The sequence below is a fragment of the Piscinibacter sp. PDB5-1 genome (assembly GCF_056676035.1).
Genome location: NZ_JBWVZL010000005.1, coordinates 477,329 through 493,296, shown reverse-complemented (window position 1 = coordinate 493,296; position 15,968 = coordinate 477,329). Strand labels below are relative to the sequence as shown.

At 66.5% G+C, this 15,968-nt stretch carries 16 protein-coding genes; 2 read left to right on the top strand and 14 right to left on the bottom strand.

Translation table 11 applies throughout. From position 1 onward, the window contains the following. Positions 1-48 precede the first annotated feature (48 nt). From AC1KAT_RS21145 to AC1KAT_RS21095, 11 genes are all read right to left on the bottom strand, one after another. A complete protein-coding gene (locus tag AC1KAT_RS21145) occupies positions 49-465 on the bottom strand; it encodes a F0F1 ATP synthase subunit epsilon (protein ID WP_480329116.1) in 417 nt (138 codons plus the stop codon). 124 nt (positions 466-589) lie between these two features. After that, the gene (gene atpD, locus AC1KAT_RS21140) at positions 590-1,990 is read right to left on the bottom strand and encodes a F0F1 ATP synthase subunit beta (protein WP_480329114.1); all 1,401 of its coding nucleotides are present in this window, start codon (positions 1,988-1,990) and stop codon (positions 590-592) included. A 66-nt stretch (positions 1,991-2,056) separates the two neighbouring features. Then, the gene (gene atpG / locus AC1KAT_RS21135; protein ID WP_480329112.1) at positions 2,057-2,926 is read right to left on the bottom strand and encodes a F0F1 ATP synthase subunit gamma; all 870 of its coding nucleotides are present in this window, start codon (positions 2,924-2,926) and stop codon (positions 2,057-2,059) included. Positions 2,927-2,991: 65 nt separating this feature from the next. Then, the gene (atpA, locus tag AC1KAT_RS21130) at positions 2,992-4,545 is read right to left on the bottom strand and encodes a F0F1 ATP synthase subunit alpha (protein ID WP_480329110.1); all 1,554 of its coding nucleotides are present in this window, start codon (positions 4,543-4,545) and stop codon (positions 2,992-2,994) included. A gap of 78 nt (positions 4,546-4,623) precedes the next feature. Beyond that, positions 4,624-5,157 carry a F0F1 ATP synthase subunit delta gene (locus AC1KAT_RS21125; protein ID WP_480329108.1) on the bottom strand — a complete coding sequence of 178 codons (534 nt, stop codon included), beginning with the start codon at positions 5,155-5,157 and terminating at the stop codon, positions 4,624-4,626. Positions 5,158-5,165: 8 nt separating this feature from the next. Continuing rightward, a complete protein-coding gene (locus AC1KAT_RS21120) occupies positions 5,166-5,636 on the bottom strand; it encodes a F0F1 ATP synthase subunit B (protein ID WP_480329106.1) in 471 nt (156 codons plus the stop codon). A 46-nt stretch (positions 5,637-5,682) separates the two neighbouring features. Then, entirely contained in the window at positions 5,683-5,931 is a 249-nt protein-coding gene (atpE, locus tag AC1KAT_RS21115; protein ID WP_480329104.1) for a F0F1 ATP synthase subunit C, read from the bottom strand. Positions 5,932-5,983: 52 nt separating this feature from the next. Then, entirely contained in the window at positions 5,984-6,877 is an 894-nt protein-coding gene (gene atpB / locus AC1KAT_RS21110; protein WP_480329102.1) for a F0F1 ATP synthase subunit A, read from the bottom strand. A 26-nt stretch (positions 6,878-6,903) separates the two neighbouring features. Next, positions 6,904-7,371 (bottom strand): ATP synthase subunit I, encoded by a 468-nt coding sequence (locus tag AC1KAT_RS21105; RefSeq protein ID WP_480329100.1) that lies wholly within the window; start codon positions 7,369-7,371, stop codon positions 6,904-6,906. 119 nt (positions 7,372-7,490) lie between these two features. After that, positions 7,491-8,429, bottom strand: a complete 939-nt coding sequence (locus AC1KAT_RS21100; protein ID WP_480329098.1) for an SMP-30/gluconolactonase/LRE family protein — start codon at positions 8,427-8,429, stop codon at positions 7,491-7,493. A 10-nt stretch (positions 8,430-8,439) separates the two neighbouring features. Continuing rightward, the gene (locus tag AC1KAT_RS21095; RefSeq protein ID WP_480329096.1) at positions 8,440-8,934 is read right to left on the bottom strand and encodes an N-acetyltransferase family protein; all 495 of its coding nucleotides are present in this window, start codon (positions 8,932-8,934) and stop codon (positions 8,440-8,442) included. A 130-nt stretch (positions 8,935-9,064) separates the two neighbouring features. Between AC1KAT_RS21095 and AC1KAT_RS21090 the strand changes: the two genes are divergently transcribed. Both AC1KAT_RS21090 and AC1KAT_RS21085 read left to right on the top strand, forming a co-directional pair. After that, entirely contained in the window at positions 9,065-11,611 is a 2,547-nt protein-coding gene (locus tag AC1KAT_RS21090) for an SLBB domain-containing protein (protein WP_480329094.1), read from the top strand. 5 nt (positions 11,612-11,616) lie between these two features. Then, complete coding sequence (locus AC1KAT_RS21085) at positions 11,617-12,864, top strand: GumC family protein (protein ID WP_480329092.1); 1,248 nt, start codon at positions 11,617-11,619, stop codon at positions 12,862-12,864. 29 nt (positions 12,865-12,893) lie between these two features. Here AC1KAT_RS21085 and AC1KAT_RS21080 read toward each other — a convergent pair whose 3' ends face one another. Genes AC1KAT_RS21080 through AC1KAT_RS21070 form a run of 3 tightly spaced genes read right to left on the bottom strand, consistent with a single transcriptional unit; the run spans position 12,894 to position 15,922 of the window. Then, positions 12,894-13,730, bottom strand: coding sequence for a PhzF family phenazine biosynthesis protein (locus AC1KAT_RS21080; RefSeq protein ID WP_480329090.1), 837 nt, complete (start codon positions 13,728-13,730; stop codon positions 12,894-12,896). A 57-nt stretch (positions 13,731-13,787) separates the two neighbouring features. Continuing rightward, entirely contained in the window at positions 13,788-14,975 is a 1,188-nt protein-coding gene (locus AC1KAT_RS21075; protein ID WP_480329088.1) for an aminotransferase-like domain-containing protein, read from the bottom strand. Continuing rightward, positions 14,972-15,922, bottom strand: coding sequence for a DMT family transporter (locus AC1KAT_RS21070; protein ID WP_480329086.1), 951 nt, complete (start codon positions 15,920-15,922; stop codon positions 14,972-14,974). The genes AC1KAT_RS21075 and AC1KAT_RS21070 overlap by 4 nt, the downstream gene beginning before the upstream one ends. Positions 15,923-15,968 lie beyond the last annotated feature (46 nt).

Sequence of the window (15,968 nt, the reverse complement as noted above, 5' to 3'; positions counted from 1 at the left end):
CGGGTTTTGATGAGGCACCGCTGTCGCGGGCGGTGCGTCAGCAGCGGGTCACTTTTTGCGGTACTTGCGCAGCGCTGCCAGTTGCGCAGCCAGCGTGAGCAGTTCGTTCTGTGCCGTCGCCAGGTCGAGGTCGCTCTTGGCGTTCTTCACCGCTTCTTCGGCGAGCTTCTTGGCCTCGGTGGCCTTGGCTTCGTCCAGGTCCTTGCCACGGATGGCGGTGTCGGCCAGCACGGTGACCGTGCCCGGCTGCACTTCGAGGATGCCACCGGCGACGAACACGAACTCTTCCTGGCCGTTGTCGGCACGCTCAATGCGCACCGCGCCCGGCTTGATGCGGGTGATCAGCGGCGTATGTCGGGGCAGGATGCCCAATTCGCCGTTTTCGCCCGGCAGCGCGACGAATTTGGCCTCGCCCGAGAAGATGCTCTCTTCTGCGGAGACGACGTCAACGTGAATGGTTGCCATGAATGATTCCTAGCGAAGAAGAAGGTGCCAGAAGCAAGCAGTCGGGTGGGAGGCAAAGCGCCACGCGGAGCCAGACTCATGTCTGGCGAGCGCGGCAGCGCCGCATCCCGCCCGAGTGCGCTGCTTATTGCAGCTTCTTCGCTTTTTCGAAGGCTTCGTCGATCGTGCCGACCATGTAGAACGCTTGTTCCGGCAGGCTGTCGCACTCGCCGCTGGCGATCATCTTGAAACCACGGATGGTTTCCTTCAGCGGCACGTACTTGCCCGGCGAGCCGGTGAACACTTCGGCGACGTGGAACGGCTGCGACAGGAAACGCTGGATCTTCCGGGCGCGGGCCACGGTCAGCTTGTCTTCCGGCGACAGTTCGTCCATGCCCAGAATGGCGATGATGTCGCGCAGCTCTTTGTAGCGCTGCAGCGTGCCTTGCACCGCGCGGGCGGTGTTGTAGTGGTCTTCGCCGACCACGTTCGGGTCGAGCTGGCGCGAGGTCGAGTCGAGCGGGTCCACGGCGGGGTAGATGCCCAGCGAGGCGATGTCACGCGACAGCACGACGGTCGAGTCCAAGTGGGCGAAGGTCGTGGCCGGCGACGGGTCGGTCAGGTCGTCCGCAGGGACGTACACGGCCTGGATCGAGGTGATCGAGCCGACCTTGGTCGAGGTGATGCGCTCTTGCAGGCGGCCCATTTCTTCGGCCAGCGTCGGCTGGTAGCCCACGGCCGAAGGCATACGACCCAGCAGAGCCGACACTTCGGTACCGGCCAGCGTGTAGCGGTAGATGTTGTCCACGAAGAACAGCACGTCCTTGCCTTCGTCGCGGAACGACTCGGCGATGGTCAGGCCGGTCAGGGCCACGCGCAGACGGTTGCCCGGGGGCTCGTTCATCTGGCCGTAGACCATGGCCACCTTCGAGTCTTCGAGCTTCTCGAGGTTCACGACGCCCGAGTCGGCCATCTCGTGATAGAAGTCGTTGCCCTCACGGGTGCGCTCGCCCACACCAGCGAACACCGACAGACCGCTGTGGGCCTTGGCGATGTTGTTGATGAGTTCCATCATGTTCACGGTCTTGCCGACGCCGGCGCCACCGAACAGGCCCACCTTGCCGCCCTTGGCGAACGGGCAGATCAGGTCGATCACCTTGATGCCGGTTTCGAGCAGGTCTTGCGACGGGCTCAGCTCGTCGTAGGCCGGCGGCTTGCGGTGGATCGAAGCGGTCAGCTCCTGGCTGACGGGGCCGCGTTCGTCGATCGGCGAACCCAGCACGTCCATGATGCGACCCAGCGTCGCGCGGCCCACGGGCACCGCGATCGCGGCACCTGTGTTCTGCACGGTCAGGCCACGGCGCAGGCCGTCGGACGAACCCAGCGCAATCGTGCGGACCACGCCGTCGCCCAGCTGCTGCTGCACTTCGAGCGTCAGGTCGGTGCCCACCATCTTCAGGGCGTCGTACACCTTGGGCATTTCGTTGCGGGGGAACTCGACGTCCACCACCGCGCCGATGCACTGAACAATCTTGCCGTCAGCCATGTTGTTTCCTTTGAATCTCAAATCTTGATGTGCAAACCGTGAAGCCGTGAAAGAGCGGGGTGCCGATCAGACGGCAGCCGCACCGGCCACGATTTCGGACAGTTCTTTCGTGATGCCTGCCTGACGCGTCTTGTTGTAGACCAGCTTCAGGTCGGCAATCACGGTGCCCGCGTTGTCGGTGGCCGCCTTCATGGCGACCATGCGGGCCGAGTGTTCGGAGGCCATGTTCTCGGCAACCGCCTGGTACACCAAAGCTTCGGTGTAACGCACCAGCAGGTCGTCGATCACGGACGGCGCATCGGGCTCGTAGATGTAGTCCCAGTCGTGGGCCGACTTCTCGGTGGCCAGGGCCTCAGGCGCCAGCGGCAACAGCTGCTGCACCATGGCTTCCTGCTTCATCGTGTTGATGAAACGGGTGTAGCAGAGGTACACCGCCGAGAGCTTGCCTTCGGCATACGCGTCGAGCAGCACCTTCACGGGGCCGATCAGCTTGTCGAGGTGCGGCTTGTCACCGAGCTGCGAAACCTGCGACACCACGTTCGCGCCGATGCGGTTCAGAAACCCCAGACCCTTGCCGCCAATGGCGACAGCCTCGGCCTTCATGCCCTGCCCGGTCACGTCCTTCAACTTGGCCGTCACCGCGCGCAGCACGTTGGTGTTCAAACCACCGCACAGGCCCTTGTCGGTCGTGACGACGATGAAACCCACCGTCTTCGCGCCGTCGTTCTGGACCATGAACGGGTGCTTGTACTCGGGCGTCGCCTGCGCCAGGTTCGCAGCGAGGCTGCGAACTTTTTCAGCGTAGGGGCGTGCCGCGCGCATGCGGTCCTGGGCCTTGCGCATCTTGGAGACGGACACCATCTCCATGGCCTTGGTGATCTTCTTGGTGTTTTCCACCGATTTGATCTTGCCGCGTATTTCCTTGCCTGCTGCCATATCTAGTTCCTGTCAGGTTGCACGACGGGACGCCCCGGGGGTTGAGGTCGGGGCTCCGGCGCGCTTTAGGCGAAGGACTTCTTGAACGCGGTGATCGCGCTGGTCAGCTCGGCCTCGGCGTCCTTGTCGAGCTGCTTGCTGTCTTCGATCTTCTTCAGCAGCGCGGCATGGCTCGTCTTCAGGTGCTGGTGCAGGCCGTGTTCGAACGCGAGAACCTTCTTGACGTCGATGTCATCAAGGAAGCCCTTGTTCACGGCGAACAGCGTCGAGCCCATCAGGCTGATCGACAGCGGCGAGTACTGCGCCTGCTTGAGCAATTCGGTGACGCGGGCACCGCGGTCGAGCTGCTTGCGGGTCGCTTCGTCGAGGTCAGACGCGAACTGCGCGAACGCGGCCAGTTCACGGTACTGCGCCAAGTCGGTACGGATGCCGCCGGACAGGCCCTTGATCACCTTGGTCTGCGCAGCACCACCGACGCGCGACACCGAGATACCGGCGTTGATGGCGGGGCGGATGCCGGCGTTGAACAGGTTGGTTTCCAGGAAGATCTGGCCATCGGTGATCGAGATCACGTTGGTCGGAACGAAGGCCGAGACGTCGCCGGCTTGCGTTTCGATGATCGGCAGCGCGGTCAGCGAACCGGTCTTGCCCTTGACTTCACCCTTGGTGAAGGCTTCGACGTAGTCGGCGTTCACGCGGGCGGCGCGCTCCAGCAGGCGGCTGTGCAGATAGAACACGTCGCCAGGGAAGGCTTCGCGGCCCGGCGGGCGGCGCAGCAGCAGCGAGACCTGGCGGTAGGCCACGGCTTGCTTCGACAGGTCGTCGTACACGATCAGGGCGTCTTCGCCGCGGTCGCGGAAGTACTCACCCATCGTGCAGCCCGAGTAGGCCGACACGTACTGCATGGCGGCCGATTCGGCGGCCGAGGCGGCCACGACGATGGTGTATTCCATCGCGCCGTTGGCTTCCAGCGCGCGCACCACGTTCTTGATCGACGATGCCTTCTGGCCGATCGCAACGTAGATGCAGGTCATGTTCTGACCCTTCTGGTTGATGATCGCGTCGATCGCCACGGCGGTCTTGCCGGTCTGGCGGTCGCCGATGATCAGCTCGCGCTGGCCACGGCCGATCGGCACCATCGAGTCGATCGACTTGAGGCCGGTCTGCATCGGCTGGTCCACCGACTTCCGCGCGATCACGCCCGGGGCGATCTTTTCGATCGGGGCGGTCAGCTTGGTGTTGATCGGGCCCTTGCCGTCGATCGGCTGGCCGAGCGCGTTGACCACGCGGCCCTTGAGTTCGGGGCCGATGGGCACTTCGAGGATGCGGCCCGTGCACTTGACGGTGTCGCCTTCCGAGATGTGCTCGTAGGCACCCAGGATCACCGAGCCGACGGAGTCGCGCTCGAGGTTCAGGGCCAGACCGAAGGTGGGCGTGCCGTCCGCAGTCGCCGGGAACTCCAGCATTTCACCCTGCATCACGTCCGACAGGCCGTGGATGCGGACGATGCCGTCGGTGACGGACACCACGGTGCCCTGGTTGCGGATGTCCGCCGAGGCGCCGAGGCCCTCGATGCGGCTCTTGATCAGTTCGGAAATTTCTGCGGGATTCAGTTGCATTGCTTCTCTCCGGTCTGCGCAGGGCGAAGCGCCTTCGTCGCAGCTTGGATGGCCGATGGGCAACGGCGGGCTTGCGGCTTACGCCGTGAGCGCCACCTTCATTTGTTCAAGACGGGCCTTGACCGAGGTGTCGAGCACCTCGTCACCGACCACCACGCGAACGCCGCCAATCAGCTCGGGTTCGACCACGACGCTGGCGTCGAGCTTGCGACCGAAGCGCTTTTCGAGCGCCGCGACCACATCGCCCAGCTGTGCCGCATCGATCGCGAACGCGCTGTGGATCACCGCACGCGACACGCCAGACTTGGCGTTCACGAGCTGCTGGAACTGCGATGCCACTTCAGGCAAGGCAGCCAGGCGGTCGTTCTCGACCATGGTGCGCAGCAGGTTCTGCGCCTGGCTCGACAGGGGCGACTTCAGCACCGAAGTGACGAGGTCGAACACCTGCTGGGCCGTGACCTTGGGGTTGGCAGCGAACTGACGCAACTGGGCATTGCCGGCCACTTCGGCCAGCGACTGCACCTGCTGCGCCAGCGCGTTCAGGTCGGCGTTGACCGAAGCCTTGAACAAGGCTTCGGCGTACGGGCGGGCGATGGTTGCAAGCTCAGCCATGGGTCACCTCACAGCTCGGTCTTCAGGCGGTTCAACATGTCGGCGTGGGCGCCGGCGTTGACTTCCTTCTTGAGGATCTGCTCGGCACCCTTGACGGCCAGTGCGGCAACCTGGTCGCGCAGGGCTTCACGTGCACGCACGGATTCCTGCTGCGCCTCGGCCTTGGCCGACGCGATGATCTTGGCGGCTTCGTCGTTGGCACGACCCTTGGCCTCTTCGATCATCGATTGCGCCAGGCGCTCGGCATCGGCCAGGCGCTTGGTGGCATCGTCACGCGCAGCCGACAGCTGGGCGCCGACCTTCTGCTGCGTGGCAGCGAGTTCGGTCTTGGCCTTGTCGGCCGCCGACAGCCCTTCGGCGATCTTGGCGGCACGCTCGTCCAGCGCCTTGGTCAAAGGCGGCCAGATGTAGCGCATGGTGAACCAGACAAGGATCGCGAAGACGATCGCTTGTAGGAACAGGGTTGCGTTGATATTCACTGCACGATCCTTTCAACCGTGGAAGTGTGAAAGGGAAGCCAGGAAATCAGGCGATCACGAACGGGTTCGCGAAGGCGAACAGCAGGGCGATGGCCACGCCGATCAGGAAGGCGGCGTCGATCAGGCCGGCCAGAACGAACATCTTGGTTTGCAGTTCGTTCATCAGCTCAGGCTGGCGAGCCGAGGCTTCGAGGAACTTGCCACCCATCAGCGCGATGCCGATCGAGGCACCGATGGCGCCGAGGCCAACGATCAGACCACAAGCCAGCGCGACGAGACCGAGGATGTTTTCCATGATTGCTCCTAAGTTGGAATAAAAAACGAGAGAGGAAGAAAGGGGAGATAGATCAGTGCGCGTCGTGCGCCTGGCCCACGTAAATCAGCGTCAGCATCATGAAGATGAAGGCTTGCAGCGTGATCACGAGAATGTGGAAGAGGGTCCAGATGGTGCCCGCCACCACGTGCCCAACACCCAGCCAGAAACCACCGGCCAGAGGGTTGAACTGCCACGCCCACACGCCACCCATCAGCGCGATCAGCATGAACACCAGTTCGCCTGCGAACATGTTGCCGAACAGCCGCATGCCGTGCGAAACGGTCTTGGCGATGAACTCGATCATTTGCATGAGGAAGTTCACCGGATAGAGGAACCACTTGTCGCCGAACGGGGCGGCGACAAGTTCGTGCGCCCATCCGCCGGCGCCTTTGATCTTCACGCTGTAGAACAGCACGACCATCAGCACACTGGTCGACAGACCGAGCGTGGTGGAGAGGTCAGCGGTCGGCACGACGCGCATGTAGTCCTTGAAACCGAGCGCCGGGCCGGCGCTGTGCCAAATTTGCGGCAGCAGGTCGACCGGCAGCATGTCCATGAAGTTCATCAGGAAGATCCAGATGAACACCGTCAGCGCGAGCGGCGACACAAGCTTGCGGCTCTTGGCGTTGTGGATCACGCCCTTGGCCTGGTTCTCGACCATTTCGGCCAGGATTTCGATCGCCGCCTGGAAGCGCCCGGGCACACCGGAGGTGGCGTTGCGCGCCACGCGCCACAGCACGAAGCAGCCGATCACGCCGAGCAGGATCGAGTAGACGAGGGAATCGAGGTTGAAAACGCTGAAGTCCACGATGGACGTCTGCTTGACGCTTTCAAAGGAGAAGTTCTTCTGCAGATGCTGCAGGTGGTGCTGGATGTATTCACCAGCGCTGGGGCCGGAAGTGTGAGCAGCGTTATCGGCAGCCATGTCGAACGACTCTCTTGTTTGATCCATCAGCGGCGGCGCCAAAGCGCCAGCCAACCCAACTTCGTACACACCACCATCGCCACCAGCAAGGCCGGCCAACTCAGGTTGGGCGCAAATTTGGCGGCCGCCACCAACATGGCCACCGCCAACGCAATCTTTACCAACTCCCAGAACATGAAGCCGGCAGCCGCAGCCGCTGGACTTCTTGCCCCTCGGGCAATGCCACGCGCCAGCAAGGCGCCCGGAATTACCACGACAGCAGCGCCATACAGCGCCGACCCGACGGCTGCCCACCGCTGCGTGACCGCAGCGACGACCAACGCACACAGCAAACCCGCCGCGGCTTGCGCCGCAACGATTCGCCAAGGCGAAACCACCGGATTTGTTGCCCTGAGTGCCGCCGCTTCCTCTCGCGTCAGCACCTTGAAAGGCGGCTCGTGATCCGCATCTGGCCCTTCTTCGGGGCTTCGGTCATGGTCGATGGGGTCGCTCATGACCGAGATTTGGGGTGCGGCGTCAGCAAAGCCTTGGAATTATACGTGGAAACCCGCTCATTTCCGCATTCGTCGTTGCACGACGTTCCAGGACCTCTTGGGACCTCACCCGGGCGGGGTCAGTCGGGCCAGCGAAAAGCGTTCGCGGGAAGACCCGGGATGTCCACCCTCAAGCGCAGCACGTAGCCCGCCCACGGCTGACGCGCCAACTCGTCTGCAGGTCGCTTGTTGCGCGCGGTGGTGATGTAGAGCGTGCGCAGGTCGACACCACCGAAGCAGGGCATCGTGGGGCACTGGACCGGCAGTGCGATGTCGTGGACGAGTGCGCCATCGGGGGCCAGGCACAACAGCCGGGCTCCTTCGAACATCGCCACCCAGTAGCGACCGGCAACATCGACCGCTGCGCCGTCGGGGCGCCCCCCGTACACGCCGAGGCGTTTTTCCGACGCCTCGTTCGGACCCGGGAATCGGGCGAAGACCCGGCGGTCTGCGCCGAGCACCCCGGTGTCGGGATCGACGTCCATGGCATACACCGTGTGGACGCGGGTGTCGCTCCAGTAGAGCGTGCGCTGGTCGGGGCTCCACGCCAAGCCATTGGAGGTGGTGATGCCCGATGCCTTCAGCTGCAATTGGTGCCCGTCGAAGCAATGCAGCGAAGCAAGCGGTTGGCGCGCGTCGTGCAGGGTGCCGACCCAGAAGCGCCCCTGCGGGTCGCACTTGCCGTCGTTGAAGCGCTCTTGCGCGGGATCGTAGGGCGGCAGCACGAGAAGATGACGGCGGCCGGTGCGCGTGTCGAAGCGCCAAAGGCCATCGCGACATGCGAGCAGGAGGTCGTCGCTGTGGGCGATGGGGGCCAGGCTTCCGACCTCGCTGTCGATCGGCCAGCAGCGCTCGACACACGTCGATGGATTCCAACAACGGACCGCTCGGCCCGGAATGTCGCAGTAATAGAGCACCTGCGCCGCGGGGTGCCACACGGGCGACTCGCCCAGCGCAGCCGGGTGTTCGGTGACGCGCTCGATGACGGGCGCGACCAGGTTCGATGAGGGGCTGTCCATGGCCGTGGCTTCAGTCCAGGTCCGCCTTGAGGTAGTGCGCGCCAGGGATCGGGTTGTAGTAGTAGGGCGGGATGTCGCTGAAACCGAGCGTGGCGTAGAGGCCGCGCGCCGCCTCCATGTCGTCGAGGGTGTCGAGCACCATGGATGAGTACCCTGCGCGCCGCGCTTCGTCGAGCAGGGCCTGCGCCAGCAAGCGCCCGAGGCCGAAGCGGCGGAAGGCGGGGCGCACGTAGAGACGCTTCATCTCGCACGCGTTCGCATAGTCGCTGTCGCGCAACGGGCGCATGGCGGCGCAGCCGGCGACCTCGTCGTCCACCCAGGCCAGCAGCAACTGCCCGCCCGGTGCGGCGTAGGCGCCCGGCAGGTGGGCAAGTTCAGCCTCGAAATCCTGAAAGCACAGGTCGATGCCAAGGCTGGCCGCGTACTCACGAAAGATGTCGCGCACCGCCTCCAGCGACTCGGGCGAGTCGGGCGTGGAAAGCCGAATCTGCGGGGTGTCTTGCATGCGATCCGCTCGAGGGGGAGCGGCCCAGTTTAGCTGCGGCATCCGCCCCCAGCGGGGCACGCGAGGCCTCGCAAGCCATCCGCTACCATTCGCGGCTGCTCGAAAGACGGGGGTCGCCGCAACACAAACGATGCGGCCGAAGACCCGTCTCCCGCCGCGAGTGCGGCCCTCTCCGGATCCAATGCGCATGACTTCGTTTTGCCTTCGCACTGCTGCGCGCCTGACGGCCGCATTTCTTTCGGGTGTGGTGTTGATCGGCGGGGCGTCGGGGGCCGAGGAGAACGAGCCGGGACAGACCTTCAACGCGCCGGGCTATTCACCGTCGGAAATGCCCTCGTCAACGACGGACCGGGCGTCGGAGCGCATGGAACGTGGCGCCACCCCGGCCAATTCACAAGCCAACGATCGCAGCGTTCGCAACGCCGCAGCCCGGCGCGCAGCGGGTGAGCGCGGCGATCGATCGGGCGCCTCTTCGATGGAGGGGCAGAAAGGCGCAGCACCGCTCAACCCGAACCGCAGCAGCGCGCGGCTCGCGCCCCGGGCACCCAGCGCCTTCCAGCGCTTCGTCGAAGCCAGCACGGGTCGCGTGATCCCGGTCTTCGGCACCCGCTTCTTCGACGACGCGGCGGATTCGTTTGCGCCGGTGGACAACGTGCCGGTCTCGGCGGACTACACGGTCGGCCCCGGGGACGAGATCCTCGTGCGCGCCTGGGGCGGCATCGACGTGGACTACCGCGCCACCGTGGACCGCAACGGGCAGATCAACCTGCCGAAGGTGGGCAGCTTCACCGTCGCGGGAACGAAGGCGGCCGATCTCGAGCGCCACCTGCGCGCTCAGATCGGGCGTCTGTACACGAACTTCAGCCTCAGCGTGTCGCTGGGCCAGTTGCGTGGCGTGAAGGTCTTCGTGGTGGGTCCGGCCCGGCTGCCGGGGGTGTTCACCCTGTCGAGCCAGTCGACGTTGCTGTCGGCCGTGGTCGCTGCGGGAGGCCCGGGCGCGAACGGGTCGATGCGCAAGGTGCTGTTGCGGCGCGATGGACGGGTCGTGTCCGAGCTCGACATGTACGAGTTCCTGGTGCAAGGCGACAAGTCCAAGGACCTGCAATTGATGGCCGGCGACGTGGTGGTGTTCCAGCCGGCGGGGCCGCAAGTGGCGCTGCACGGGGCTTTGGACACGCCAGCGATTTATGAACTGAAGTCCTCGCAGGAGACCTTGACCGATCTGCTGCGCTACGCCGGTGGCGCCTCGGTGCTGGCCAATCCGCACCGCGTGCATCTGGAGCGCATCGACGCAACGCAGTCCGGGGGGGCTCGCTCTGTCGAGGAATTCAAGCTCGACGAGACCGGACGCAAGAAGGTGCTGCGCAACGGCGATGTGCTCGCGCTCCTGCCGATCTCGCCCAAGTTCTCGAACGAGGTCACGCTGAAGGGCCACGTGGCCCAGCCGCTGCGTTATCCGTTCACGCCCGGCATGCGCATCCGCGACCTCATCCCGGACAAGGACGCCCTGATTTCGCCCGACTTCTACCGTCGCAAGAACCTGCTGGTGCAGAACGAGGCCAACGACGGGGCAGATTGGAAGCCGCTGCGCGATGGCGAGTCGCGCGTTAGCGAGAGCGGCGGCGAGGGCGAGGGCGAATCGAATGAACTTCGCCGGCTGCGCGACGACCAGCGCATGGTCGAAAAGGCGCGCAAGGCGCCGGCAGCCCTGTTCGACGAACTCAACTGGGACTACGCGGTGGTCGAGCGCCTGAATCCCGCCGACCTGAGTACGCAGGTGATAGCGTTCAACCTCGGCAAAGCGGTGCTGGCGGGCGACGCCGCCCACAACATCGAACTGCTGGCCGGTGATGTGGTCACCATCTACAGCCAGAAGGACGTCAAGGTGCCGGTGTCTCGGCAAACCCGCCTCGTGTCGCTGGAGGGCGAGGTGAATTCACCGGGTGTCTACCAGGTGTTGCCCGGCGAAACGCTGCGACAACTGGTGCTGCGTGCCGGCGGCTTCACACCCCAGGCCTACGTCTATGGGCTGGAGTTCACCCGCGAAGAAACGCGGATCAAGCAGCAGCAAAACCTCGACGCGGCGCTGGCGCGGCTCGAAGCGGCCGCCGCGACACAGATGGCCAGAGACACGGCCAACCAGCGAGACACGGCGTCGTCACAGGTCAACGCATCGGCCACGAATGCGCAGTTGGCCCGCCTGAACCGCATGCGTCCCAACGGCCGGATTGCACTGGAACTCCAGCCGGGCGTTTACTCGCCCGACGAGCTGCCCGACTTGCCGCTGGAGAACGCCGACCGCATCGTCGTCCCCCCGCGCCCAGGCTTCGTGACCGCAGCCGGCGCCGTGGTCAACAACAATTCCTTCCTTTGGAAACCTGACCGCACCGCCGGTGACTACCTGGACATCGCGGGTCTGGATGAAACGGCGGACGGGTCGGCCATCTTCATCCTGCGCGCTGACGGCACCGTGGACCACGCCGCCAACCGGGGCTTCCTGGGCTTGGGCGGCATCCGCAGCCAGAAACTCAACCCGGGGGACGCGATCATCGTCCCGAGCCAAGTCGATTTCGAAACCTGGGGGCGCGCTTTCGTGCGCAACCTGAAAGACTGGTCGCAGATCTTCTACCAGTTCGGCTTGGGCGCAGCCGCCATCGAAACCCTGCGAAAGAACTGAGCGCCATGAACGCTTCTCGTGACGCCCTCCTCTCCGCGCCGCCGGCATCGCAAGATGACGAACTGGACGATGGCCCCACGGTCTCGCTGGTGGACCTGCTCACCTGGATCGGCGAGGGCAAGCTTCTGATCGCCGTGGCCGTGAGCCTGGCCATCGTGGGCTCGGTCGCGGTTGCTCTGCTCAAGCCTGACATCTACACCGCGCGCACGACGCTGCTGCCACCGAATTCGCAGCAGCAAAGCAGCTCGGCGGCCGCGCTGGCCGCGTTGGGAGCGCTTGGGGGTGTCGCGGGCAGCTTGGCGTCGAAAACACCCGACGAGTTGTATGTGGCCCTGCTCAAGAGCGACACGGTGCACCGTGCGCTCGACAAGCGCTTCGGCCTGCGCAAGCGCTACGAGATCGAGACCTACGAGGTGCTGCGCAAGACGCTGCCCAAGTACATCCGCGTCTCGTCGGACAAGAAGTCCGGCGTGATCACCGTCGAGGTGGACGACAAAGACCCCAAGTTCGCGGCCGACTTGGCCAACGCCCACGCCAGCGAAATCACCAAGCTGCTCGGTCGCCTGGCGGTGTCCGAGGCGCAGCAACGCCGGGTGTTCTTTGCGGATCAGTTGAAGGAGTCGAAAGAAAACCTGATCCAGGCCGAGCAGGCGCTGCGTCAGGTGCAAGAGAAGTCGGGCATGGTGGTGCTCGAAAAGCAGGCCGAAGCCATCATCGAAGCGGTCGCGGGCCTGAAGGCACGCATCGCCGAACGCGAGGTGCAGCTGAAGGTGATGCGCACCATGAGCACGGCCCAGAACCCCGACCTGCAGCGCCTCAGCTCCGAACTCTCGGCCCTGCGCGGCGAGCTGGCGCGCATGGAGTCGTCGTCCGGCGGCAAAGCCGGCCGCAGCGGCAGCATCGACATCCCGGTGGGCCGCCTGCCGGCCGCGTCGGTGGACTACGTGCGGGCGCTGCGCGAGGTGAAGTTCCAGGAAACGATGCTCGCGAGCATGCTGCGCCAGTTCGAGGTCGCCAAGCTGGACGAAGCCAAGGACGGCCCCGCGTTGCAGCAGGTGGACGTGGCCCAGCCGCCCGACCGCAAGTCCAAGCCCGCCCGCGCGCTGATCGTGATGGGAACGACCTTGGCCGCGCTGCTGGCGTCGATCGCCTTCGTGGTTGCGCGCCGTTACCTGCGCCTCAGCCGCGAGCAAGATCCCGAACAAGCGAAGGCCTGGCAAGGCCTCGCGCAGGCCTGGCGCTGGCGGCGCTGAGGCTTCGGCGGGGCCGACTCAAAGACGCCTCACAGGCGCAGTTCGCCCCGCACGCAGCTGACGCAATCGCCACCGACCCACACCGCGCCGTCGCGCTGCTGCAGGTGCACGCGGCCGGCGCGGTGCAGGCGGGTGCCCTGAGCGGCCACATACGCCGTCGGCGCATCGCCGGTGGCCATCAGCCATTGCGCGACGCTCGCGTTGAGGCTGCCGGTGACGGGGTCTTCGGGCACGCCGATGGGGTCGGCGAACGCGCGCAGTTCGAACTGGCATTCATCCCCGTTGGCGTGCGGACCCACCACACCCACTTCGGCCAGATGGCGCAGGGCGGCGTGGTCGGGCTCCAGCGCCAGCACCTGCTGCGCGTCACGCAGGCGCAGCGTCAGCCAGCGCACGCCGTTGTCGAGCCACCGGGCATCGGCCACCGCCGACGGGTCCACCCCCAGCGCCGCCATCACCGCACCCAGCACGCCCGCATCGACCGGCTCGATGCGCACCGGCGGCGCCTCGAAGGCCGTGCGCGTGCCCTCACGCCGCAGCCGCACCAGCCCCACGCCACATTGCTGGAACAGCTCGTCCGGCGCCCGCGGCGCGCCGCCCGCCTCCAGCCACGCATGGCAGCTGCCGAGCGTGGGGTGGCCGGCGAAAGGCAGCTCGCGCGTGGGCGTGAAGATGCGCACCCGGTAATCGGCGCGGGGGTCGGTGGGCTGCAACAGGAAGGTGGTCTCGGACAGGTTGGTCCAGCGCGCGAAGTCCTGCATCTGCGCATCGCTCAGCGCGTCGGCCCCGTGCACCACGGCCAGCGGGTTGCCGCGCAAGGGGCGGTCGGTGAACACATCGACCTGGTTGAAGCGAAAGGGGCTCATGGGGTCTCCGAGTTGGGATGCACGGGGCGCGTTCGGCCCACGCGTCCGGCCCACGCGTCAGGCCTGCGCGGCCCAGGCCTCGGCCAGGGCCGCGATGCCGCGGTCGATGTCGTCGGGGGCGGCCGTCACGAACGACAGCCGCATCCAGGCGCTCACCGCCTGGGCGTCGGCCTCGAACGCCGCGCCCGGCACGAAGGCCACGCCGCGCTGCACGGCGTGGGGCAAGAGCGCGAGGGTATCGGTGCCAGGCGGCCATTGCACCCAGAAGAACATGCCGCCCAGCGGCACGTCCCAGCGGCAGCCGGGCGGCAGGTGGCGTTGCAGCGCGCGCTGCATGGCGTCGCGCTGCGCCCGGTAGCGCGCCCGCACGGCGGGCACATGGGCGTCGAGAAAGCCGTCACGCACCAGCTCGTGCACGAGGCGCTGGTTGAAGCCAGGGGTGTGCAGGTCGGCCGCCTGCTTGGCTTGCAAGAGCTTCGGGTACAGCGCCGGCGGCGCCACCACGTAGCCCAGCCGCAGGCCCGGCGCGAGCACCTTCGAGAACGAGCCCAGGTACAGCGTGCCCTCGGCCCAGCGCGAGGCCAGCGCGCGCGGCGGCGGGGCGTCGAACCACAGGTCGCCGTAGGGGTTGTCTTCGAGCAGCGGCAGGCCGATGCGCTGGGCGGCGTTGACCAGCGCATCGCGCCGCGCGTCACCCATGCAGCGGCCGCTCGGGTTCTGGAAGGTCGGCAGCACGTACAGAAACCGTGCGCCTTCGCCCTGTGCCAGCGCCTCGGGCACGGGCCCTTCGCCGTCGCAGGCCACGGGCACGAACTCGGGCTCGCTGGGCGCGAAGGCCTGCAAAGCGCCCAGGTAGGTCGGCGACTCGACGGCCACCCGGCTGCCCACATCGATCAGCACCTTGCCGGCCAGGTCGAGCCCCTGCTGCGAACCGGTGGTGATGAGCACCTGCGCCGCGTCCACCACCATGCCCTGCGCCTCGCGCAGGTGCTGCGCCACCCACTCGCGCAAGGGCCCGAAGCCTTCGCTCGCGGCGTATTGCAGCGCCTCGCGGGGCGCGTCGCGCAGCACGCGCGCGCTGGCCTCCCGCACCGCCTCGACGGGAAACCCCTCAGGCGCCGGCAAGCCACCGGCCAGCGAGATGACGCCGGGCCGTTCGGTCACCTTGAGGATCTCTCGAATGATCGAGGGGTTCATGCGCTGCGCACGTCGCGCAAGCCGCCAGGGGTGGTCGATGGATGTCATGGGGGCACACGCCTGAAAGAAGAGAACACGCCCGCCGCCGAGCCCGGTGCACCCACCGGCATGCGCCGGCCGAGGGCGGCCACCACGACCACGGCGAGCAGGAACACCAGCGCATCCCAGCGCAGGCGCTCGCCCAGCAAGGGCACGGCGACCAGCATCGTCACGAAGGGCTGCACCAGTTGCACCTGGCTCACGCGCAGGCTGCCACCGAGCGCCAGGCCGCGGTACCACGCGAAGAAGCCGAGCCACATCGAAAACAGCGTGACGTAGGCAAAGCCCCACCAGGCGCTGGGCAGCACCGGCGTGCGCGGCCAGGTCGCCACGGCCACCGGCCCGGTGATGGGCAGACAGACCACCAGCACCCAGCAGATCGCCTGGGCCGGGGACACCCGCTGCGACAGGCGCGCGCCGGCCACGTAGCCGATCGCGGCGCTCAGCAGCGCGAACAGCAGCCAGGCGTCGCCGCTGCGCAGCCCGTTGCTCTCGCGTGCGGCAAACGCCAGGACCAGCGCACAGCCGGCCACCGCGCAGCCCCAGAAGCCGGCCGACGCCCGCTGGCGAAAGGCCAGGCTCGCCGCCACCGCCGTGGCCAGCGGCAAGACCCCGGTGATGACCGCCGCGTGCATCGCCTCGACCTCGCGCACCGCCCAGCCCAGCCCGAGCGGAAAACCCAGCACCGTGCCGGCCGCGCAGAGCAGGGTCGCGGGCAGGTCTTCACGGCGCAGCACGGGCGCGCGCGTGACCCACAGGTACAGCGCGCTCAGCAGCCCGGCGAGCGCCGCGCGGCCCGCCACCACGAAGAGCGGCGGCAGTTGCGGGTCACTGGCCGGCCCGACGGCCCAGCGCGTCATCGGCAAGGTCATCGCAAAGATCACGACGCCGAGAAGCCCATAGGCCATGCCGCGTGTCACGGCGGCGTCGGCTGCGGGGGAAGAAGGTCGAAGCATGCGCGGCAGTCTAGGCGCCGACACCAACACACAACCGGTACACTTT